This is a genomic window from Nocardiopsis sp. KDC1DS13DA1 (assembly GCF_055632325.1).
The window spans coordinates 1-21,351 of record NZ_JBVMUY010000035.1 but is presented as its reverse complement, the minus strand read 5'-3'; the positions used below and the strand labels follow the sequence as shown (position 1 = coordinate 21,351).

Here is a 21,351-nt window from a genome sequence, read left to right as displayed (position 1 = left end):
TTCCAGCGGGATGAGTCACCCGACGAACAAGGAGCCGATGAACAGCACGACGAGGGAGGCCACGCACACGATGTGGACGTAGCGCATCGGTTCCCGCCGACGCTCCTCGGCCGTCCCCCCGCCAGCGGCGGAGCCCCTCTCCTGCTCCCGCGCCACGGAGTCGGCGATCTCCTCGTCGAGCTGGTCGACGATGGCGGCGTACTCCGAGATCCGCGCCTCAGCCTGCTCGGAAAGGTCGGGAGCGAGGTCCTCCCCGTCCGCGTACGTGCGGTAGTTGACGACCCCGACCATGTTGTCCAGGAGGGCGCTCTTCTCCCGCACCGCGCTCCTGCCCATGCTCAGGGGGTTCTCCCTCAACTCACGCCAGCCGGCCTCGTCGAGGCTCTCCTGGAAGTCCGACAGGCTCCTGGGGTGGACTCCCCGACTGCCCAGGACTTCCGTCAGAACGATCCTGGCGGCGTACAGGAGCAGGACGACCGCACAGACCACGAACAACATGGGCCCACCTTCGACTGGTCCGACTGTGACTTCCCGGGTCGGGGACCCGAACAGCTCACGAGATCTTCGACCTTCTGTTCTCGGCGCCGCCGCTCGCGGCGGTGAGCTGCCCCTTGAGCGTGACACCGTTGCGTATGGCGACGTCCTCCCTGTCCCGGAACGACTCCATTCGGTCCTGCCCCTCCTTCTTCGAGAGGTAGTTGGTGATCGCCTTCCTGTGGAAGGGTATGGCCCACAGATTGGCGAGATGCTGGCCGACGTTCTCCACGGCGGTGCGGATCGTCGTGGCAACCCTGCTGACCCGTTGGACGTAGATGTTGTCGAGGTCCGCGACCCTGAGGAAGACGGGAGCGTTCTTCGCCTTCTGCCTCCGGGCCTCCCTGGCCTGCTCGTCGTTGAAGGCCTGTATCTCATGGCTCAGGAGATCGTTCTTGGCCATGACGGTGTCCAGCCACGACTTCCAGAACGCCCCCACGACCGCCCCGCCCAGGAGGTTCATGTAAATGGGCGAGGACGACATCATCGTCCACAGGTCCGATCCGAGCTGTCCCAGAGACCCCAGTTCCATTGGTGTGGAGGCCCTTCAATCCGAACGGTCAACGACAACGGACCGGTTCCACGCGTCCCGGGAACGCAGGCGGACCGTCCACGTCACAGAGCCAAGGGCAGGGAATCCCGGTGAACGTGTGAGAAGTGTGCCCCGCGAAAAGCCTTGCTGAACAGGGGGTGAAGCGCGGGGTGGGATACATCATAGGGTCTGTCGAGCCACTTGTCCCCCTATCGACCGTGCTTCCCGTATCACCCCAGTTCACGCGGGGCGCAGGGTGTTCCACACGCATCGCACCACCGCCTCAGCCCCGGTCGGTGCAGACCTGCGCGGAGGGGGAGACGACGTCGGCGGACTGGACGGCGACCACCCTGAAGCAGTACTCGACGGTGGGGTTGAGCCCGCTGATCTCCACCGTGTCGACGCCGCTCTCGACGTCGGCCATGGAGGACGACGCGCCGCCCTCCGGCCCGCCCACCACGAAGTGCGGGGTGGACCCTCCGGAGTTGTCGGTCCACGTCAGTGAGACGCGGATGGACTCGTCGCTCACCTGGACATCGGTCGGAGCGATATCCGCGTCCGGCTCGGCCGGCGGGTCCGCCGTGTCCTCGGCCGAGGGACCGGAACTCTCCTCCCCGGCGGCGTCGGTCGGACCGGCCTCGGGTGTGTCGGCCGAGGAGAACGAGCCGACCAGGACGTAGCCCCCCGCTCCCAAGGTCACGAGGACGAGCACCGCGAGACCCGCCAGGGTGAGCACACCCGTCAGCCGGTTCCGCCGCCCACCCTGTTCGCCGTGGTCGTCACCACCGCCGAAGGGCGTTTCCTCCCCGGGCTCCCATGTCGCCCGCGGGGGAAACGGAACCCTCGGCCGCTCCATCTCCGGGCGCTGGAACGGCGGAGGCGGCGGGGACGGGGCGGGGACGGCGGGGCCGGACGGCACCGCCGTGCCCGGCTCGCTCCGTGCGCGGGCGGGTTCCGGGGACTCCTCCACCCGGGGCTCCGGTGCGGCGGCCGCACGCGGGGGCCGCCCCGACACGGGGTCGGGCTCGGCGGGATCGGGGTCGGGCTCGGGGTCCTCCCACCAGAGGACCTCCTCGTCCGTCTCCCCCTCCCGCCCGGCTTCCGCCGCGGGTACGGACCCGGTGTCGACCGCACCGGCCCCGTACCCGCCGTCCCCGTCAGGCTCGGCCTCCCGCGTGGACCCGCCGCCCCCCGGCGACGGCCCGCCCAACCGCTCGGTGGCCTCGGGGTCCTCCCACCAGGAAACCTCGCCGGTCTCCTCCACCGGCCGGATCACCGGCGTGGGCTGGGAGTCCTCCGGCTCGGTCGCGTCCGGGTCCTCCCACCAGGCAGTCCCGTCACCGGGATCGGTCGGCGCCTCGTCCTCGCCCTCGGTGGCCTCGGGGTCCTCCCACCACGGGGTCTGGTCCTCCTCCTTCGCGGTCTCGGCCAGCGTGACCACGACAGGACCGGCCCCGGACGCGGCGCCCCCGTCGCCCTCGTCGGCGGCGGACACGGGACCGGCGGCGGTTTCGGTACCCGGCGGCACCTGCTCCGCCCGCAGGACCCGGGCGAACTCCTCCGCGCTCCCGATGCGCTGGTCGGGGTCCTTGGCCAGGGCCCGGCGCAGGACGGCCGCCAGCCAGCCGGGCACGTCCTCACGGGTGATCTCGGGCACCGGCGCGGTGAGGAGCCGTTCCCGGTACACGTCCAGCGCGACGGGGGCGTCATCGTCGTCGAACGGCGCGCGCCCCTCCAGGAGGGTCCACAGCGCGGAGGCGAGCCGGTAGACGTCCGAGGCCGGGCTGGGGGCAGACCCGCGCAGCTCCTCCGGAGGCGCGTGCCGCAGCGTCGCCCGCGAGTGGTAGACGGGGGGGAAGGGGTGGTCCCGCGGCAGGGCCGAACCGAAGTCGATCAGTGTCGGTCCGCCGTCCGTCCGAAGGATGTTGGCCGGGGTCACCGCGTGGTGCAGCAGGTCCATCTCGTGCACTGCCGCGAGGGCTCCGGCCACGGTGGTGCCCACCCGGACGGCCTCCTCCACGGGGACCGGATCACCGCGTCCGACGATCTCCTCGTAACTCCCGTCGGGGGCGTACTCCATCAGCAGGTAGGGCCGCCCCGTCTCCGTGGTGCCGGATCCGAGCAGCGGCTGGACGCCCGGGCTCAACGAGAGCGCGTCCCACAGGTCGCCCTCGCCGCGTCGGCCCTCGGCCGGGCGTCGCTCCAGAACCTTGACCACGACGGGAGCGCCGACGGACTCGTGCTGCCCCCGGTAGAGCACCGACCCGCCACCGCAGTACAGCGTCGCCAGGGAGTGCGTGCCCGGAACCGGCGACGTCGATTTCCCGCGACGGCGGTACTTCCTCATGCTGCGCCTCCTGACCACAGGCCCCCACGGGGCACGAAGACACGGACGTCCCCGTCCGACGTTCCACCAACGTCCCTGATGCTCGGCGGAACGGGGAAGTTCTCGGGGGCGTCACTGACCGATCCGGTCCAGGGAGCGTAGCGCGTCGGATCCCGGCCAGGGCACGGAAGCCGGCCTCGGGGGTCGAGCGCACCGGGGTCAGGGGTGATCAGGTCAGACCGGGTCAGGCCGTGTGGCCCTTTTTCCGGCTGGCGCGGGACGCACGGGCCTGTGCACGCAGGCCGTACTTCTTCCTGTCCTCATTCTGCTGCTTCGCCGTTCCGGTCATGTAGGTTCCGGCGTCGCCTCCGCGGGTGGAACTCCGCGCCGCGCTGATCGCCGCTCCCAGACCGGTGGCGTCCAAACTCGTGGTGGAGAGCCTGCCCTCCTTCTGGCTCTTGTTCGCCGCCGCCAGGCTGCTTGGCTTCAACGCCTTGGCGACATCCCTGAGACGGACCCTGCCGGAATCCTTCTTCGCCATGGGGCCTTCCCTTCCACGCATCGTCGGCACCGTCGCCGCCGCGGGCGCGCCGTCGCGCCCGGGGCGATGGTAGTGCGACCCGCCGGATCGCGATAGACATGCTCCGGCACGCAGAAGGCGGCTGGGCGCCCCTCCTGCGGCTACCATCCCCTCAACAGGTGGTCGAAGCCGTCCCCAGCCCCCGGACGCCCCCGACGGATTGGACCCCCATGCAGGAACGACCCCCGCGCCCCGACGCCGTGCGGCGCCGTGCGGCGCTCCACGGCGTCGCCGAGCACGTCACCGGCCTGCTCCGCAACGCCCTGACCGACCGGCGGGGACGCCACCTGGACGTCCCCTTCTCCGAGATCTCTCCGAACCTCGTCCGAGGGGCGTTCGACGGCTGGCGGAACTCCTTCGTCGCCGCCGAGGACGCCGCGGGTCGGGCACTGCGGAGGATGTTCCCCCACGGCGCCGACGATCACACCGCCCTGAGGGACCTGACCGACGTCCTGGTGGAGAGGGGCGAGCCGCTGGCCGCGGCGTTGGTCCAGGTCGAACGCGCACGCGACCCCCACTACCTGAACCGCGCGACCCGGCCGGAGGCGGCGGGGATCGAGCGGTCCGCGGCGGCGCTGCTGGAACAGGCGGGCCGGCCCCATGAGGCCTACCCGATGTACATGTCCGCGTACGAGAAGTTCTCGGCTGATCCGGGGCGGGCCGAGTCGGCCAGGGAGTGCCGGGACGCGGCGGACCTCCTCCGCGGCACGTTGGGTGACGTCAGCCTCACGACGAAGGACGTGGCCCGGGCGCGGGCCGCCGAGCACACCGCCGTCGCCGTGGCGGCGGAGTGGGAGCGGCGCGCACGCGAGAACCGCGCGTTCTTCAACGACGGCACGAACGTGAACGGCGTCAACAAGCCCGCGTACCAGAGCACCGGGCGGCTCATCGCGCAGCGCGACCGACACCTGGCCGCCGGGGACCGGGTCCGGGCCGAGGTGGACGCCTGGCAGATCCACGACCGGCTCTCCCACGACGAGAACGCCTTCCGGGGTGTGCGCACCGAGGGGATGCTCGCCAACGAGAGGGTGCTCGCCGGGTTGCTGGAGCGGCGCGGCGCGGCGCACGCGGCCGTGCCGCTGCGCGAGGACCTGTACCTGGCGGCGGTCCGGGCCCACGGGCACAGCGATCCCCGGACGATGGAGGCCGCGCGCGACCACGTCGACGGCCTGAGGGCCGCCGGGGTGTACGCGCGGTCGTTCGCGCTCGCCGGACGCGCCCTGAGGCGGGCCTACACCGAGAGGATCCGCGACCTGCTCCGGAGCCGCGCGCTGCGCGGCCGGACGGTGGTCGACCGGAAGGCGTTCGAGGCCGCGCACTGGGCGCTCACGGTCAGCGGGCAGCTCGCACACATCCGCACCATGGCGGGCTCCTCCCACGAGGAGCCGGGCGGGGAACGGGCGCGCGACCGCCCGCGCCTCCTCGACAGCCCGAGGCGCCCGGTCCTGGGGAGAGGCGGGGCCCGCCCCGCGCTGTCCGGTCCGCGGGCAGCCGTGCCGACCCGGCCCCGGGGCCCGCGGCTCAGCGGCTGAACGGGCGGCGCGGGTGCGACACGCGGCTCGTTTGCGGGGGACGGGCGTGATCGGGCCGGACTGACCTGCGCGGGAGCCGTCCGTCCTCCCGGGTCTCGGGAGATCGGGCCGGGGCGTCGTCAGCTGGGCGCGTCCGTCGGCGAGGGGTCGCCCGAGGCCCCGTCACCGGGCTCCGCCGAGGGGTCCTCCTCCGGCGGCGGGCCGAAGACGAAGCGCTGCCGGTCCCACACGAGGATGGCGTGACCGCTCTCGTTCACCGCCTCGACGTAGGCGGGCTGGTCCTCGGCGACCACGTCCATCGTGTCCGCCTCCAGGACCAGCTGTTCGTCCGTGCCGTCGTTGGCGCGGGAGTCGGCGTAGACGAGTCCGTCGTGGGTGAAGGCGGGGGAGATCGACACGTCGTCCTCCTCCAGGCCCCACAGGACCTCACCCTCCGCGAGGTCGACGGCGACCAGGGTGGCCGCACCGCTCGCCTGGGGAAGCAGCAGCGTGCCCGTGGTCTCGTCGTAGAGGCTGCCCACCGTCTCCGCTGGGTCGAAGGGGTCGCCGACGGGGTTGGGGCCGGGTTCCTCCAGGGCCCACAGGAGTCCGCCGTCCTGGAGGTCGTAGGCGGCCAGCGTGGACGGCTCCTCACGGCCCGCCCAGCGCACGACCAGGACCTCTCCGCCCGGACCGCCGCCCTCGGCGCCCTCGTCCGGTTCCCCGGGCAGCGCGTACCGGCCGAGCACGCTCGGCACCGGGTCCGGTGCCGAGGCGGACCGCTCCAGGTCCTCGTCCACCCCGCTGACCGACCACAGCTCCTCACCGGCCGAGTCCGCGTCCAGCGAGGCGGCGCGCAGGACGGGGCCGCCGGGGGCCACCAGCACCCCGTCGTCCCACGCGGTCACGGGGACGCCCGCCACGGGCACGTCCTCGTCCGCGCGGTCGCCGGTGTCCTCCTCGTCCGGCTCCCCGGTCTCCTCCGCGCCCGGGTCCGCCGGGGGCTCCCCGTCCTCCGGCTCCGCCGCGGGCGCGTCGAACGCGTACTCCCACAGGGTCGCGCCGTCGGCGTCCAGGACCGCGTACCCGCCCCAGGGGTGGTCGAAGCTCCACTCGTCGGGGTAGCGCACGGCGACGCCGTCGAGGTAGGCGTCGCCCTCCTCCGCGGGTTCCCACACCCGCTCCCCGCGCGCGTCGAGGACGTAGGGGCCGTCGTCGTCGGTCATCCGCATGACGGGGGCGCCCGCCAGGTCGGTGTCGAAGCCGCGGAACCTCGCCTCGCCCTCCCAGAGGGTGTCCCCGGTGGCCGCGTCGTGCAGCAGGTGCCGGTCCTCGCCGCCGGAGCTGATGAGGAAGGCCGCTCCGACGGGGCTGATCCGCACCCCGAGGGGGTCGTTCAGGATGTCGTGGACGTCGGCCTGCTCCCCGTGGAGGAAGCGCAGGACCTCACCGTCGACCCCAGGCGGCGCCTGCCCGGCGAACGCGGTCGGCACCGGCGTGGGCTCGCCCGTGGGCGCGGGGGCGGGCGGCTCCTCGGGTTCGGCGTCGGTGGTACAGCCCGCGACCAGCAGCGCCGCGAGACCACAGGACAGCACCTGGGGCACGCGTGAGCTGTGCATGGACGGTGACTCCCCACGAACGATGACGTTTACGGCAAATCCTAAGCCGCGCCCGGGCGCACCGACACGGTCGGGCGGCGACTCGTTACGGAGGTGTGAACGTCGTCCGCCGCGGGATCACGGGTCCACCTCGACGATCGTGGCGCCCCTGACCTCGTACTCCGCCCGGCCGCCCGTCAGTTCGGCCAGGCGGACGCCGAAGTCGGCCAGGTCGGCCTCGGGCAGGGCCACCTCGATCCGCACCCGGTCCTCGTAGGCGACGCCGCGCACCAGCAGGGACGAGTCGCGCAGGTCGCTCTCCAGCCGCCCGCCGAGCACGTAGTCGGCGAACACGTCCACGACCAGGAGCCTGCGCCGCTCCAGCACCCCGAACTCGTCCACGGCGGCGGACACGGCGCTGCCGTAGGCGCGGATGAGGCCGCCCGCGCCGAGCTTCACGCCGCCGAAGTAGCGGGTGACCACGGCGACCGTGTCGGTGAGGCGACGGTGCCGCAGGACCTCCAGCATGGGCACCCCGGCGGTCCCCCCGGGCTCCCCGTCGTCGCTGGAGCGCTGGATCCCCCCGTCCTCGCCGAGGACGTAGGCGGTGCAGTTGTGGTTGGCGCTCCAGTGCTCCCTGCGCCGCCCGGCGATGAACTCACGGGCGGCGTCCTCGCTGTCCACCCTGGCCAGCGCGCAGATGAACCGGGACTTGCGGATCTCGGTCTCGTGCTCGCCGCCGCGTCTGATCGTTCTCATGTCGCCTGTTCGGCAGGGGTCGTGGGGTCGGACTCCAGTCTGCCACCCCTCGCCCCCGCGACCGTTCGGGCGGCGGACGCAGAATGGACGTATGGACCACGCCTCGATCGACGCCGCCCACGCCCTCGCCGACCCCGTACGGCGCCGGCTGTACGAGTACGTCGCCGCCGCCGACGGCGACGTCAGCCGGGTCCGGGCCGCCGAGGCGCTGGGACTCCAGCGCACGCTCGCCGCCCACCACCTGGACCGGCTGGTGGACGCGGGGCTGCTGGAGGTGACCCGCCGCAAGGTGAGCGGGCGCGAGGGTCCCGGGTCGGGCCGCCCGGCCAAGCTCTACCGCCGTTCGGAGCGGGAACTGTCCCTGCACCTGCCGCCCCGCGACTACGAACTCGCCGCGCGCGTGCTGGCGGAGGCGGTGGACCGGCACGGGGCCGAGGAGGCGCTGCACGCGGCGGCCAGGGCGGAGGGGAGGCGGGTCGGCGCGGAGGAACGGGACGCCCCGCTGTCCGAGTTCCTGCGCGGCCGGGGGTACGAGCCGGAGGACACCGGGGACGGCCTCCGGCTGCGCAACTGCCCGTTCCACTCGCTGGCCGAGACCTTCCCGCCCCTGGCCTGCGGGCTCAACCTGGATCTGCTGCGCGGTGCGTTGGAGGCGCGGGGCGAGGACGGCGGACGTGCCCGGATGGAGCCGGCTCCGGGGCGGTGCTGCGTGGTCGTTTCCAAAAACAATGAGGATTGACATAGAAGCCGCGTCCGTGGTGTCCTACCTCCCATGGACACCTCCGCCCCCGCCCCCGCGTACCAGCTCGCCCAACTGAACATCGCCGTCATGCGCGCTCCGCTCGACGACCCGTCGATGCAGGACTTCACCGACGCGCTCGACCCGATCAACGCCCTCGCCGACGCCTCCCCCGGCTTCGTCTGGCGGTTCGCCGAGGACGGGGAGAAGGACGCCACCAACCTGCGCCCGTTCGGCGAGGACCTGCTGCTCAACTTCTCCGTGTGGGAGGACGTCGACGCGCTGTGGAACTTCACCTACCGGACGGAGCACCTGGACTACCTGCGGCGGCGACGCGAGTGGTTCGAGCACATGCGCGAGGCCTACGTGGTGCTGTGGTGGATTCCTACCGGTACGCTCCCCACAGTCGAGGAGGGCAGGCGACGGCTCGACCTGCTGCGGACGAACGGCCCCTCCCCCGAGGCCTTCGACCTCAGGTCCCCCTTCCCGTCCCCGACTCACCACGATCAGCACGCCTAGTTATCCGAGGGGCACCTTGGGTAACGTTGCGGTCGACCACAGCGATAACTCCGGGAGTCCCGTCATGCGCACGACATCGCTCACCGCCGGTCTGGTACTGACCGCACTCATCGCCACCGGATGCGCCGACGACGGCTCCGGCACCGGGGGGAACGGCGAGGGCGACACCGCCGCCACCGACTCGCCGACCATCCAGCCGACGGCCTCCCCCAGTGTCACCGCGTCGATCTTCATGCCGCCCGGTGAGAGCGAGGCGGCCATCACCTACGACGAGACCGCCGTCCCCCAGGGCGCGACCTCCGACATCCAGGTCCGTGTCGAGGGGGGTGAGACGTACGTGCAGTTCACCGGTACCGGTCTGGAGCCCGACCGGGACTTCGGCGCCCACGTGCACACCCGGCCCTGCGGCGACGACCCGGCGGACGCGGGGCCGCACTACCAGAACGAGGCGGACCCCGCCGCGGGCGAGGGCGAGCCGTCGTCCGACCCCGCCTACGCCAACCCCGAGAACGAGGTGTGGCTCGACTTCACCAGCGACGACACCGGCAACGGGTTCGCGGCCACCACCGTCCCGTGGGAGTTCCGTGAGGGCGGGGCCAACTCGTTCGTGCTCCACGACCGCCACACGAGCACCGAACCGGGCGAGGCGGGCACCGCCGGTGACCGCCTCGCCTGCGTGACCGTGGAGTTCTGACCCCGGCGATGTGCCGTCGCGGCACGCTCGCTGGCCACGGAGCCCGGTCCGCCCCGACCATGGCCGGACCGACGCTCCCGGACCTGCGAGGCACAGCGTGACCGCGACCACTGGCCCAGCCCAGCCCTCCCTGAGTACACGACGACGGTGGACGGTCCTGTCCGTCTGCTGCCTGAGTATGTTCCTGGTGGGGCTGGACACCACCATCGTCAACGTGGGCCTGCCCGCGATCGGGCACGGTCTGGGTGTCGGGACCCGCGGCCTCGAATGGGCCGTGGACTCCTACACACTCGTCCTGGCCGGCCTCCTGATCTCCTCCGGAGCCCTGGCGGACCGCTTCGGGCGCCGACGGGTGTTCCAGATCGGGTTGGCCGTCTTCGGCGCGTCCTCCCTGGCCTGTGCGCTCGCCCCGTCGCTGGGCGCGCTCGTGGCGGCCCGCGCCGCGCAGGGGATCGGCGCCTCGATGCTCAGCCCCGTGGCCCTGGCGATCGTGGTGAACGCGATGCCCGACCCGAGGGAGCGGGCGCGGGCGATCGGTGTCTGGGCGTCGGTCTTCGGGCTGAGCATGGCCGCCGGACCCGTCGTGGGCGGCGCGCTCGTGGAGGCGTTCGGCTGGCGTTCGCTGTTCTGGATCAACGCTCCCGTCGTGGTCGCCGCCCTCGCGCTCAGCGCGGTGTTCGTCCCGGAGTCCCGCGCCCGGCGGGTCCGGCGGCTGGACGTCCCGGGCCAGGTCCTGCTGACCGCTGTCATCGCGGTCTCGGTCGGGATCCTCATCGAGGGGCCGCACGTGGGGTGGGCGTCGCCCCCGATGCTGGCGGCGTACGCCTGCGCCGCGGCGGTGACGGTCGGCTTCACGTGGGTCGAGTCCCGACGACCCGAACCGCTCATCGACCCGCGCCTGCTCGGGCGTCCGGTGTTCGGCGGCGCGGTCCTCGGCGCCGTCGCCGTCTTCGTGGCCCTGAACGCGACCCTGCTGCTCAACACCCTCCACCTGCAACAGGCCCGGGGGTGGGCAGCGCTGGACGCCGGGTTGACGGTCCTGCCCCTGGCCGCCGGGGCGACCGTCTGCGCGCCCCTGTCCGGATACCTGGTCAGCCGGGTCGGGCCGCGGCCTCCGCTCCTCCTGGCCGGGGGCTTCATCGCGGCGGGCGGACTCTGCCTCGTCGGTCTCGACGGGGACACGGGGGTCCCGCTGCTGCTGACCGCCCACGCGCTCATCGGCGTCGGGTTCGGCTTCGCCAACGCCCCGATCACCACCACCGCGGTCGGCGGGCTCCCCGCCGACCGCGCGGGCGTGGCCGGAGCGATCACGTCCACCGCGCGCCAGTTCGGCTCCGCGCTCGGCATCGCCCTCGCCGGTGGCCTGGTCGCCGGGTCCGGCCCGGCGGAACTCGCGCACGCGTCCCGTCCGGGCTGGATCCTGGTGGCCGCCTGCGGCCTGTTCCTGTTCCTGGTCGCCCGCACGGCCCGGTCGGCGGGCCCGCGAGGCGACGGGCGCCTCTAGTCCGGCAGCAGCCGCCGCAGCAGGTACCGCTCACCGAGCGTCCACGCCGACGTGGTCAGCAGGTACAGCCCCGCCGCCAGCGGCACGAACGCCGCGATCACCACGGTCGTGAACCCGAGCCACGACATCACCGCCGTACCGGGCGGCCGACCCGACGGAGCGGCGGTCATCGCGGGCAGCACCAGGTAACGGCGCGACGCCCAGGCCACCACGGCGAGCAGGAGCAGCAGGACGGCGAAGACCGGCGCGACCAGGCCCCCGCCCGCGCTCGCGGCCATGGTCGAGCCCAGCTCGACGCCGCCGAAGGTGTGCGCCAACAGCGGCTCGTCCGCGGCGGCGGCCCCGGTGAACACGCCGTAGACGGCGATGAGCAGCGGCGTCTGCGCGAGCATCGGCAGGCAGCCCGCCAGCGGTGAGGTGCCCGCCTCCTCGAACACCCGCCGCTGCTCGGCCATCAGCCGGGACGGGTCGTCCCGGTGCCGACGCGTGAGTTCGGCGAGCTGGGGCGCGACCCGGGCCCGCGCCTTCTCCGCGCGGACCTGGGCGACACCCAGGGGAAGGATCAACAGGCGGACCAGGAGGGTCAGGGTGATGACGGCGGCCCCGGCGGCGAGCCCTCCGGCGAGCGGGGTGAGGAACGAGGTCAGGGCGGCGAGCACCGCCGAGATCAGGGAGATGGCGGCCGCGATCGGCCCGAGTCCGTACAAGGGTGTGGCCCTTCGTCTGCGTGGGTGGGGACAGACGTCTGGCCGCTCGGAAGGGGTGCGCTCGGACACGCCGACGGCACACGGGGAGGAACCCGGGCACACGGCGGGGCGCGTCCAAGGTGCGCGGGACCGGTCAGCGGACCGGTCGGAGAGCGGCCGGAGGGACCGCTCCCGGAGCTCTGGGCCGGGGCCTGCCCGACGCGTCCGGGTCACACAGGGTGAGCACGGGGAGGCGGTCGGACCTGCGACGCATCGCCCGCGCCGCCGTGGTCGCGGCGTCGCGGACGGGCCAGGGGCCGAGTCCGTACAGGACGTAGAGGGCCAGGGCCACGCCGACCGCCGCGAGCAGGGCCAGGGAACCGGGCAGGGGCACGAGTTCGGTCGGGAACAGCCCCAGGAGAAGGAATTCGAACACGGTGATCAGAAGGGTCACCGTGGTCACCTCCTCCGCTCACGCCGTGTTCCTGCGGGCCTCCGCCTGGCTTCGGCCCGGGTTCGGGTGCCCGAACGCACCGATCCTACCCGCCCGGCGCCCGCCGGATCGGTGCCGCTGTCGCGTACCGCACGAATCGCCCGACACTCCGCAGGGGCTCCCGCCCTTTCGCCTGAACCTGTAGCTAAATGACACAGAGTAACCGTCTCCGTGCCCGAAGCGCGCCTATGCGCGCGAGGGGGCGCGGCCGAAGAGGGGAACCCCGTGCCGATCCGCCCAGCCAACCTCGCCACCATGTCCGCCACCATCGCCGGAGCGGTCTCCGGGCTGTCGAACGGGGAGAACGACGCCGCCACGGTGCGGGTCACCTTCGAGTCGGGCTTCGAGCAGACGGTCCGCAACGGCGGCTGCCGCACGCTGAAGACCGGGCAGGGAGGCGTCGTGGAGATCGACTGCGAGGCCAGCGTCCGGTTCGCGCTCTTCTCCGGGACCAGCTGCCAGGGCAGCCGCGCGCTCGCCTCGGGCCACGGCACCGTGCGGTTCGGCAACCCGGTTCTGGCGGGCGCGGTCGTGATCGGCTGACCCGCAGTGCCGGCTATCCGACGCGTCGGCGCACCGACCGGCCCGGCAACCGGGCGGTGCGCCGACCGTCGCGGACGGTGAACTCACCGCCCACGAGGACGTGTTCGATGCCCACCGGGGCACGGCGGGGCTCGTCGTAGGTGGCACCGGCCGCGACCGTGTCGGGGTCGAGGACCACCAGGTCCGCCACCGCCCCGACGTGGACGACGCCCCGGTCGGTGAGGCCGAGCCTGCGGGCCGCACGCGAGGTGAGGTGGCGGACGCACTCCTCCAGGCTGAGGACGCCGAGCTCACGGACGTAGTGGCCGAGGTAGCGGGGGAAGGTGCCCCACCCCCGGGGGTGGGGACGGTCCCCGACCAGGATGCCGTCGCTGCCGCCGGTGTGCGAGCTGTGCCGCATGACGGTGCGGATGTTCTCCTCGTTGCCGACCTCCATCAGGCACCCGGGCCGCAGCCCGTCCGCGACGAGGAGGTCGAGGAACAGCTCCCCGGGCTTCTCTCCGCGCGCCTCGGCGAGGGCGGCGAGCGACGGGCCGACCGCCCACGACAGCGCCGGATCACCCACACCCGTGACCGCGACGGTGGCCCAGTCCAGCGGCACGCCGTGGTTCCCGTCCGTCCCCTCGACCTCGACCTCGTGCAGGACGCGGGCGCGGATCGCGGGGTCGCGCAGCCGCTCCAGGGTCGCCGCCGCACCGCCCTCCTGGACCCAGCTGGGCAGGGGCGCGGCCAGGTACGTGGCGCTGGCCGTGTACGGGTAGCTGTCCAGGGTGACGTCGAGCCCGTACCGGACCGTGGCCTCGTCGACGGCGTCCAGGACCTCGGGGGCGCGCCCGCGGTTGCGCGGGTAGTTGACGTGGCAGTGCGCCAGGTGCAGCGGGACGTGGGCGCGGCGGGCGACGTCCAGGCACTCCTGGTAGGACTCCACGACACGGGAGCCGTAGTTGCGGTGGTGGGGGCAGTAGTAGCCGCGCGCCGCGCGGACGGGGTCGAGCAGGTCCACGATCTCGTCGTCGGTCGCGTACATGCCGGGGGTGTAGGTCAGCCCGGTGGAGAGGCCGTGGGCGCCCTCCGCCATGCCCCGGGCGACGATCCCGCGCATCCGCTCGGTCTCGGCGCGGGTGGGCGGCCGGTCCTCGTCCCCGACGACGGCCATCCGGACGTTGCCGTGCGGGACGAGGCAGGCCACGTTGACCGGGGCTCCCCGGTCGACGAGGTCCAGGTACTCACCGACGCCGCGCCAGGAGTGGTCGAGGTCCGGGGTACCGTTCCACGCCGCGATCCGGGACCTGATCTCGTCGGCGGTGGCGTCGGTGACGGGCGCGTAGCCGAGTCCGTCCTGCCCCACGACCTCCAGGGTGACGCCCTGGAGGACCTTGGCCTCGTGGGCGGGGTCGGCCAGCACGGCGAGGTCGGAGTGGGCGTGCATGTCGATGAAGCCCGGGGTGACGACGAGACCGCCGACGTCGACGGTCTCCCCTGTGCTCCTGGCGGTTCCGGGCGGGACGATGTGGCTGACGCGGCCGCGCGCCAGGACGACGTCGGCCGCACGGGCGGGGGAACCGGTCCCGTCGACCACGCGTCCGCCGGTGAGTACGGTCTCGGACTGCACTGTTCCTCCGTTCGGGGTGCGCGCCGCACCCGTTCGGCGAGCCTCCGCCCGTGTTCCGGTGTGACCCAAGATACGCCGCGCCACCGAAAACGGATAACTTTGTTTCCGATTCTTGGGCGGCGCCGGGGCCTGTGAGTCGGCACGGGCTCCGGCATGAGCGTATGCACGTGCCCCTCGCGGCCACAAGCGGTCGCAAACAACGTGAAGTGCATCTTTGAGGGCGCAACTTCGCTGGCGTGACGCACCGCCCGTAACTTCCACACCTGCCCCAACACGAGGAAACCATGCTCGTCTGGTGAGGCTGGGGCATTCTCGTCCTGCTCATCGCGGCGCACCTCGGCGGCCTGGGCGCCTTCACCGCCCTGACCCTCGCCGGGGAGGGCGGCGACCCGACGGGCGCCGGAACCACCCTGCTCACCGCGGCGGTCGCCGTCTTCCCCCTCGGAAGAGGACCCAACGCCCCCGGCGGGCTCTCCACCCCGCCACCGGACCACCGGTGCTCCACCGCAACGCGCACACGTTCTTCTTCGTGCCGGTGCGGTACCGGGCCTTCATCCTGCCGGTTCCCGCCATCGCGTTCACCGTGACGGGCCTGACCGCACCGCGCCCGACGCAACCGCCTCCCCCGGCGGGCCACCGGGCCGGGGGTTCACCCGTCCCCGGCCCCGAGGTCCGCCAGACACAGGTCCAGCAGGGCCTCGACCCGGTCGGTGAGCCGCTCCCGGTCGTACGCGCGCAGCGCCGTCGCCCCCTCGATCAGCCGCACCCGGGTCAGACCCAGCATGACGGCGGCGACCAGCGAGGCGTGGACCGGCGCGTCCCCGCCCCCGAGGTAGGCGGAGAGGGGTTCGAGCATGGCGGACTTGAGCCGCCCCTCGTACACGGCCTGGAGGTCGGGGTCTCCGGAGGAGTGGTCGAGCGCGCGCTGGAGCGCCGTCCCCTCCCCGTACAGGCGGCCGACCGCGTGCTCGGCCAGACGGCGGGTGAGGGTGCCGGGGTCGCCCGAGATCAGCCCGGGGAAGACGCCGTCCTCGCGCAGGATCTCGGTCAGGAGACCGCGTTTGGCCCCGAAGTAACGGTTGATCAGCGCGACGTTGACGCCCGCGTGGGCGGCGATCATCCGCGAGGAGACCGCGCCGTACCCCTCGCTGGTGAACAGCTCCCGCGCGCTCTCCAGGATGCGGGCACGCGTCGCCTCGCGCCCGCGCGCTGGCGCGGAGCCGCCTCCGGTTTCCTCCGGACGGACCATGTGCACACCCTTCGGCGGCCGCGAACTGACTGTCGGATATCCAGGTTGACACTTCCGACACCGCATCGCATACCGATTCGTCGGACAGATATCGATTTGACAGGTCAACAGCGTTTACATATACCGGACCGTGGACGTTCGCCCCCGGCGGTCAGCCGCGGGGCTCTTCGTGCGTCCGGATTCGGGGGACCCATGGGACAGTCGGTACGAGACGAGCGCGAAGCCGGCGGGCCGTCCCCCGGCACAGGTCCCGGATCCCCGGTCACGGCCACCGGCCCCACCGCCCCGGAGGCCAGCGGGACGACGTCCCCGCGCACCGTGCGCCGGATCATGGTCGGGCTGGTCCTGGCCATGCTCACCTCGATGCTCACCAACTCGATCATCGGGACCGCGCTGCCGACGATCATGGGCGAACTCGGCGGACAGGACCGTCTGGCCTGGGTCGCCACCGCCGCCCTCCTCACCATGACCGCCTCCACGCCCGTGTGGGGCAAGCTCTCGGACGTGTGGGGGCGCAAGCTCCTCTTCCAGATCGCGCTCGGCGTCTTCATCGTCGCCTCGCTCGCCGCCGGAATGGCCCAGGACGTCAACTCGCTGATCGCGGCCCGCGCCCTCCAGGGACTGGGCGTCGGCGGGCTGGCCACGCTGCCCAACATCATCCTCGGCGACGTCGTCCCGCCGCGCGAGCGCGGACGCTACAGCGGGCTGATCGGGATGGTCTTCGGCGTGTCCACCGTCCTCGGACCGCTGGTGGGCGGCTTCCTCGTGGACAGTCCGCTGGGCTGGCGGTGGTGCTTCCTCATCACCGTGCCCCTGGCCGTCGTCGCCTTCGCCGTCATCCAGGTCATGCTCACCCTGCCCGCCCGGCCGCGCCGCAGTGCCCCCGTCGACTGGCTGGGCGCCGGGCTGGTCTTCAGCGCCGCCAGCACGCTCATCGTGCTGCTGAGCCTGGGCGGCTCCCAGATCCCCTGGACCTCGCCGACCGCCGTCGTCCTGGGGGCGGCGACGGTGCTCCTGACCGTGTCCGCCGTCCTCGTCGAACGGCGCGCCGCCGACCCGATCGTCCCCACCCGCCTGTTCCGCGACCGCACGTTCGTCCTCGCCTCGGCGGGGTCGGTCTGCGTCGGCGTGATGATGTTCGGCCTCATCATCTACACCCCGCAGTACCTCCAGTTCGTCCACGGCATGTCCCCGACGGTCTCCGGCCTGATGACCCTGCCGCTGGTGGTGTCCTTCCTGTTCACCTCGATCGGCTCCGGGTTCGCCGTGAGCGGGAACGGCCGCTGGAAGGGCTACACGGTGACGGGCATGGCGCTGTCCGTCGCGGGCTTCGCCGTCCTCAGCCTGAGCGCGGTGCTGCCGGGGCTGGCCACGGTGGTCGTCGGGCAGGCGCTGGTCGGCCTCGGGATCGGCCTCAACCTCCAGCTCCTGCTGCTCGCCACGCAGAGCGCCCTGCCCAACGCCGACCTCGCGTCGGGCACGGCGACGGTCACCTTCTTCCGCAACCTCGGCGGGTCGACGGGTGTGGCCGCGCTGGGCGCGGTGATGGTCGCGCGGCTCGACACCGAACTGGCGGAGGCGGCGGCCGCGGCGCGGGCGGGCGTGACGGCCCAGAGCGGGGCGGACGCCGCCGCGGCCGAGGACATGTCGGCGGGGCTGGCACGCGCGGCGGAGTCGGCGCAGGGCTCTCCGGAACTGGTCCACTCACTCCCCGGACCGGTGCGGGACGTGATCGTGGGCGCGTTCGACCACGCCATGCAGGGTGTGTTCATGGCGGGTGTGCCCGTCGCCGTGATCGGGCTGGTCGCGGTGCTGTGCATCCGGGGCGTACCGCTGCGCGGCGGCTCTCAGAGGTAGCGGCGGAAGCCCTCGGCGGAGGCGTCGAAGCCGAGGGCCGCGGAGAATCCGGAGGCGCGGTCACGGCTCTCGTGCGCGAACAGCTCCATCTTGTAGCACCCGGCACGGGTCGCGCGGTCCAGGGCGTCCTCCATCAGGGCCCGGCCGATGCCCCCTCCGCGCCGCTGCGGGTCGACCACCAGGTTGTCCACCGCGGCCCAGGGCTGGGCGTCGTGCGTCAGGTTCGCGACGACGAGCAGGTCCAGGGTGCCGATGATCTGACCGCGCTCCTCGGCGACCAGGACCGTGCGGTCCGGGTCGTTCTCCATCCGCGTCCAGGCGCGCACCGCTGCGGAGGACATGCGAACGTGCGCGCTCTGCGTGTCGGTGGTGTCGCCGAGTTCCCTGAGCAGACGCAGAATCGCACCGAGGTCGGACCGGATGGCCGCGCGTATCATCATGGCTGTTCGGCATCGTAGCCGACAGCCTGTGACAAGGCGGACTTCACCCTACAACTGGCCACAAAACGCCAAAGGGCGGGACCGGTGGTCCCGCCCCCTGTCCCCCGGCCGCCAGGACCGGGTGCGGCGTGGGTCGCCGCTGGTCGCCACTACTGGTTGCGGATGATCCGCACGCCCTCCTCGCCCGAGGCCGGAGGCTGCTGCGGCTGGGCGGGCTGGGGACGGCTGTAGACACCGGTGATGTCCGTGTCCGGGGTACCGCCGGGAGGGGTCGCGGGACGCTGCGGTCCGCTCGGCCCGCCGTGGCCGCCCGGAGCCGGGGCACCGGGCGCCGGCGCTCCGGGAGCGGGGACGCCGGTGACCGGAGACCCCGTGGGCGGAGCGGCCGCGGCCTGCGGAGCCCCCGGAGCCGCCCCGTCACCCTTGCCGCCGGTCGGACGCGGCGCCTGCCCCGGCTGGGACACCGGCGTGATGCGCACGGTCGCCTCGTCCGGCTCCGGCCGGAGCGGAGGCAGCTTCGTGGTCGGCTCCTCCGAGCCCTGGGCGGGCCTGGCGGGGCCGGCGGGCGCGGAGGTGCCCGCGCTCTTGGGCGCGTCCGCCGGCCTGGCGGACCGGGCGGGCCCGGCCGTCGCGGCGGCGTCCGCGCCCGGGGCGGACCTGGCCGTGGAGTCCTTGGGAGCGGAGTCCTTGGGAGCGGAGTCCTTGGGAGCGGCCTTGGGCGGAGCGGCCTTGGGAGCGGCGCCCCCGGCCGGGTCGGACTTGACCGCGGGGTCCTTGGGCGCGGAGTCCTTGGCCGGAGCGGCCTTCGCCGGTGCCGTGGCGTCGGGTGCGGTGGTGGTCTCCTCGCGGGTCAGACCGGACTCCAGCGCGCCCGCCTCGTCCTCGGCCACCACCAGGTCGGCCAGCGTGGAGTGCATGTCCTTGAGGCGGCGGAGCGCCTCGGCGTGCGTGGCCGTCAGGGTCGCGAGCCTGCGGTCAGCCGTGTCGTGGATCTTCTTGGCACGCGCCTCGGCCTCGTTCAGGCGGCGGTCGCCCTCGGTCTTGGCCTGGTCGCGTAGCTGGTCGGACTCCTTCTTGGCGCTGGAGACCATCTCGTTGGCCTCCTCGCGCGCGGAGGAGACGATCCGCTCGGCGTGCTGCTCGGCGTCCTTGCGCTGCTTGGCGATCTCCTCCTCGGCCTTCTTGCGGGACTCCTTGACCTCGGCGTCGACCTTGGCGCGACGCTCCGCGGCCTCCTCCTCCGTGATCCTCAGGATCTCGGCCATGCGCTCGCTGATCTGCTCGTGCTCAGGCTTGACCTGGTTCTTCTCACGTTCGATCGCGAGATCGCGCTTGTACTGCTCCTTCTCGTCGTCCGTCCGCTGCAAGCGCTCGCGGAGGTCCTTGAACTGGTTGTCCATCCGTACGAAGTAGTCGTCGACGTGCGCCTTGTCGTAACCGCCCTTGCGCACCGTCGGAAACCTGTCCTGTTGCAGTCCGCCGCCCGGCAACATTTCGCTCAAGTGCCTTTCATGTCCTTAACACCGTCCGACTGCGCGTCGCAGAAGGTGAGAGTTGCCCCGTACCCAGTTGTTGGCGAGGCACCCGTCGGACCCGTGAACCGGGTCGCGCCCGCGGGTGGTCCCGCCTCGCCGCGCCGACCGGATGGGGGCACCGGCCACGCGCGGAGCGTCACGTCGTGGACACCGTCCAAACGACCAAGGTAGACCCGGGTGACACCGCCCCGTCAATATCCCCGACGGGTACATCACCGTGTGGACCCTGGTCACGTTCCTCTCTAAGGTATGCGCGATCATCCCCGTGCGGGGCTCAGCGGTCAACTCCGGTCCGGCCGCCGCAGCCCGCGCCCCGGTTCGATTCACCCGGTGCGACACGTTCGGACCGTAACCGGGACCACGCACACCGGAACGACGTATGGAGGACCCGACATGGACAGCACGACCCACGGCGCCCCGACAGGGCCGATGATCGGCGGGGCTCCGTTCGGGGAGCCGGAGATCGATCCCAGCGCCTGGATCGCTCCCGGAGCGGTCGTCGTCGGCCGCGTCCGGCTCGGAGCCCAGAGCAGTGTCTGGTACGGATCGGTCCTGCGCGCCGACACGGAGGACATCGTGGTCGGCAGGAGGGTGAACATCCAGGACCAGTGCGGGATGCACTCCGACCCCGGCCAGCCCGCGATCCTGCACGACGACGTCAGCCTCGGCCACAAGGCGATGGTGCACGGCGCGGTCGTCGAGGAGGGGGCCCTCATCGGGATCGGCGCGATCGTCCTCGGCGGCGCCCGCGTGGGGAAGGGGGCGCTCGTCGCCGCGGGTTCCCTGGTTCCCCCGGGCAAGACGGTGCCGCCGGACACGCTCTGGGCGGGGGTCCCGGGCCGGGTGATCCGGGAGTTGAACGACGACGACCGCGCCGTCCTGGAGTACACCCCGACCGCGTACGCGGGCTACGCCGTCCAGCACCGGGACGTCACCTGGCGCCGGTGACACCCGTCCGCGCCCCGGCCGGGCGCCGGGGCCCGGACCGGACCGACTACCGGCCGGTAGGACCGATGGGGCGGGTGATCCGCCACTCCTGGCTAGACCGGGTGGGCGGGGCACTGGTCCGCACGGGTCATGTGCGACCGACCGTGCCCGGCGTACCCTGGGGGGTCCCACGCCCCGTGGTGCGGGTCCGTCGCGCCCGCACCACGCCGAACCGGACCGGGCGTCCCGTCACCCGTTCCGCGGCACCGCAGTCCTCCGGGAGGTGAGCACACGTGGAGCACGACCCCGGTGCCCTCCCGCACGAGGCGCTCCACCTCCACGACCGCGTCGCACTGGACGAGATCGAGCTGTACACCGAGGTACTCATCGCCGTGGCCACGGCTGACGAACCGCTCAGCCCCGCCGAGATCGACCGCGTCCTCGGGGTGACCCGCGGCTCCGGGGCCCGGACCGGCGGCGGGAGCGGCCCGCTCCCGCCGGAGCCGTCGCCGCTCCCCGCTCCACCGCGTCCGTCCTCCCCCGTGCCCGGCGCGACGACGCCTCCCACCCGGTTCGGACCGCCGTGGGGCGGCTCGCACGCGCTGCCCGAAGCGAACCTCTCAGGTCAGTACGGCTAGGGCCGGTTTTCTGGAACGGCCACCGCAGGGGGTTGTCGTTCGGGCGCCGACAGGGTGGTGCACGACGAGGCGAGC

21 protein-coding genes are annotated in these 21,351 nt (G+C 72.9%); 9 read left to right on the top strand and 12 right to left on the bottom strand.

From position 1 onward, the window contains the following. Positions 1-15: 15 nt before the first annotated feature. From ACTVAJ_RS22850 to ACTVAJ_RS22835, 4 genes are all read right to left on the bottom strand, one after another. Positions 16-498, bottom strand: coding sequence for a hypothetical protein (locus ACTVAJ_RS22850; protein WP_470390282.1), 483 nt, complete (start codon positions 496-498; stop codon positions 16-18). A gap of 55 nt (positions 499-553) precedes the next feature. Continuing rightward, positions 554-997: a hypothetical protein gene (locus tag ACTVAJ_RS22845; protein WP_470390281.1), complete on the bottom strand. Its 444-nt coding sequence runs from the start codon at positions 995-997 to the stop codon at positions 554-556. Positions 998-1,349: 352 nt separating this feature from the next. Further along, positions 1,350-3,413 carry a protein kinase domain-containing protein gene (locus ACTVAJ_RS22840; RefSeq protein ID WP_470390280.1) on the bottom strand — a complete coding sequence of 688 codons (2,064 nt, stop codon included), beginning with the start codon at positions 3,411-3,413 and terminating at the stop codon, positions 1,350-1,352. Between the two features lie 223 nt (positions 3,414-3,636). Next, entirely contained in the window at positions 3,637-3,933 is a 297-nt protein-coding gene (locus ACTVAJ_RS22835; RefSeq protein WP_470390279.1) for a hypothetical protein, read from the bottom strand. Between the two features lie 209 nt (positions 3,934-4,142). Here ACTVAJ_RS22835 and ACTVAJ_RS22830 point away from each other — a divergent pair, with 209 nt between their 5' ends. Then, positions 4,143-5,504: a hypothetical protein gene (locus ACTVAJ_RS22830; RefSeq protein WP_470390278.1), complete on the top strand. Its 1,362-nt coding sequence runs from the start codon at positions 4,143-4,145 to the stop codon at positions 5,502-5,504. Between the two features lie 119 nt (positions 5,505-5,623). Here the strand turns inward: ACTVAJ_RS22830 and ACTVAJ_RS22825 are convergent, their stop codons facing one another. Both ACTVAJ_RS22825 and ACTVAJ_RS22820 read right to left on the bottom strand, forming a co-directional pair. Then, positions 5,624-7,102: an outer membrane protein assembly factor BamB family protein gene (locus ACTVAJ_RS22825; protein WP_470390277.1), complete on the bottom strand. Its 1,479-nt coding sequence runs from the start codon at positions 7,100-7,102 to the stop codon at positions 5,624-5,626. Positions 7,103-7,219: 117 nt separating this feature from the next. Next, entirely contained in the window at positions 7,220-7,840 is a 621-nt protein-coding gene (locus ACTVAJ_RS22820) for a YigZ family protein (RefSeq protein WP_470390276.1), read from the bottom strand. Between the two features lie 91 nt (positions 7,841-7,931). Here ACTVAJ_RS22820 and ACTVAJ_RS22815 point away from each other — a divergent pair, with 91 nt between their 5' ends. The 4 genes from ACTVAJ_RS22815 to ACTVAJ_RS22800 all read left to right on the top strand — a co-directional run bounded on the left by ACTVAJ_RS22815 (position 7,932) and on the right by ACTVAJ_RS22800 (position 11,296). After that, positions 7,932-8,579, top strand: coding sequence for a helix-turn-helix transcriptional regulator (locus ACTVAJ_RS22815; protein ID WP_470390275.1), 648 nt, complete (start codon positions 7,932-7,934; stop codon positions 8,577-8,579). 33 nt (positions 8,580-8,612) lie between these two features. Further along, the gene (locus ACTVAJ_RS22810) at positions 8,613-9,098 is read left to right on the top strand and encodes a DUF3291 domain-containing protein (protein WP_470390274.1); all 486 of its coding nucleotides are present in this window, start codon (positions 8,613-8,615) and stop codon (positions 9,096-9,098) included. Positions 9,099-9,162: 64 nt separating this feature from the next. Continuing rightward, positions 9,163-9,792: a superoxide dismutase family protein gene (locus tag ACTVAJ_RS22805; protein ID WP_470390273.1), complete on the top strand. Its 630-nt coding sequence runs from the start codon at positions 9,163-9,165 to the stop codon at positions 9,790-9,792. 97 nt (positions 9,793-9,889) lie between these two features. After that, positions 9,890-11,296 carry an MFS transporter gene (locus ACTVAJ_RS22800; RefSeq protein ID WP_470390272.1) on the top strand — a complete coding sequence of 469 codons (1,407 nt, stop codon included), beginning with the start codon at positions 9,890-9,892 and terminating at the stop codon, positions 11,294-11,296. Here the strand turns inward: ACTVAJ_RS22800 and ACTVAJ_RS22795 are convergent. Both ACTVAJ_RS22795 and ACTVAJ_RS22790 read right to left on the bottom strand, forming a co-directional pair. Continuing rightward, positions 11,293-12,003, bottom strand: coding sequence for a YidC/Oxa1 family membrane protein insertase (locus ACTVAJ_RS22795; protein ID WP_470390271.1), 711 nt, complete (start codon positions 12,001-12,003; stop codon positions 11,293-11,295). The genes ACTVAJ_RS22800 and ACTVAJ_RS22795 overlap by 4 nt on opposite strands. Positions 12,004-12,136: 133 nt before the next feature. Further along, positions 12,137-12,436, bottom strand: a complete 300-nt coding sequence (locus ACTVAJ_RS22790) for a DUF6412 domain-containing protein (protein WP_470390270.1) — start codon at positions 12,434-12,436, stop codon at positions 12,137-12,139. Positions 12,437-12,700: 264 nt separating this feature from the next. Here ACTVAJ_RS22790 and ACTVAJ_RS22785 point away from each other — a divergent pair, with 264 nt between their 5' ends. Continuing rightward, on the top strand, positions 12,701-13,018 hold the full coding sequence (locus ACTVAJ_RS22785) for a hypothetical protein (protein ID WP_470390269.1): 318 nt from the start codon (positions 12,701-12,703) through the stop codon (positions 13,016-13,018). Between the two features lie 13 nt (positions 13,019-13,031). On the opposite strand, the gene ACTVAJ_RS22780 is transcribed toward ACTVAJ_RS22785, so the two are convergent. Both ACTVAJ_RS22780 and ACTVAJ_RS22775 read right to left on the bottom strand, forming a co-directional pair. Continuing rightward, positions 13,032-14,630: an N-acyl-D-amino-acid deacylase family protein gene (locus tag ACTVAJ_RS22780; RefSeq protein WP_470390268.1), complete on the bottom strand. Its 1,599-nt coding sequence runs from the start codon at positions 14,628-14,630 to the stop codon at positions 13,032-13,034. 649 nt (positions 14,631-15,279) lie between these two features. Then, on the bottom strand, positions 15,280-15,879 hold the full coding sequence (locus ACTVAJ_RS22775) for a TetR/AcrR family transcriptional regulator (protein WP_470390267.1): 600 nt from the start codon (positions 15,877-15,879) through the stop codon (positions 15,280-15,282). Between the two features lie 192 nt (positions 15,880-16,071). Here ACTVAJ_RS22775 and ACTVAJ_RS22770 point away from each other — a divergent pair, with 192 nt between their 5' ends. Then, positions 16,072-17,736: an MDR family MFS transporter gene (locus ACTVAJ_RS22770; protein ID WP_470390266.1), complete on the top strand. Its 1,665-nt coding sequence runs from the start codon at positions 16,072-16,074 to the stop codon at positions 17,734-17,736. On the opposite strand, the gene ACTVAJ_RS22765 is transcribed toward ACTVAJ_RS22770, so the two are convergent. Then, positions 17,727-18,176 carry a GNAT family N-acetyltransferase gene (locus tag ACTVAJ_RS22765; RefSeq protein WP_470390265.1) on the bottom strand — a complete coding sequence of 150 codons (450 nt, stop codon included), beginning with the start codon at positions 18,174-18,176 and terminating at the stop codon, positions 17,727-17,729. The genes ACTVAJ_RS22770 and ACTVAJ_RS22765 overlap by 10 nt on opposite strands. Positions 18,177-18,325: 149 nt before the next feature. Further along, complete coding sequence (locus ACTVAJ_RS22760) at positions 18,326-19,669, bottom strand: ATP synthase F0 subunit B (RefSeq protein WP_470390527.1); 1,344 nt, start codon at positions 19,667-19,669, stop codon at positions 18,326-18,328. A gap of 435 nt (positions 19,670-20,104) precedes the next feature. On the opposite strand from ACTVAJ_RS22760, the gene ACTVAJ_RS22755 reads away from it, so the two are divergent. After that, entirely contained in the window at positions 20,105-20,659 is a 555-nt protein-coding gene (locus tag ACTVAJ_RS22755) for a gamma carbonic anhydrase family protein (protein WP_470390264.1), read from the top strand. Between the two features lie 272 nt (positions 20,660-20,931). Continuing rightward, positions 20,932-21,276 carry a hypothetical protein gene (locus tag ACTVAJ_RS22750; RefSeq protein WP_470390263.1) on the top strand — a complete coding sequence of 115 codons (345 nt, stop codon included), beginning with the start codon at positions 20,932-20,934 and terminating at the stop codon, positions 21,274-21,276. The last annotated feature ends 75 nt before the right edge of the window (positions 21,277-21,351 follow it).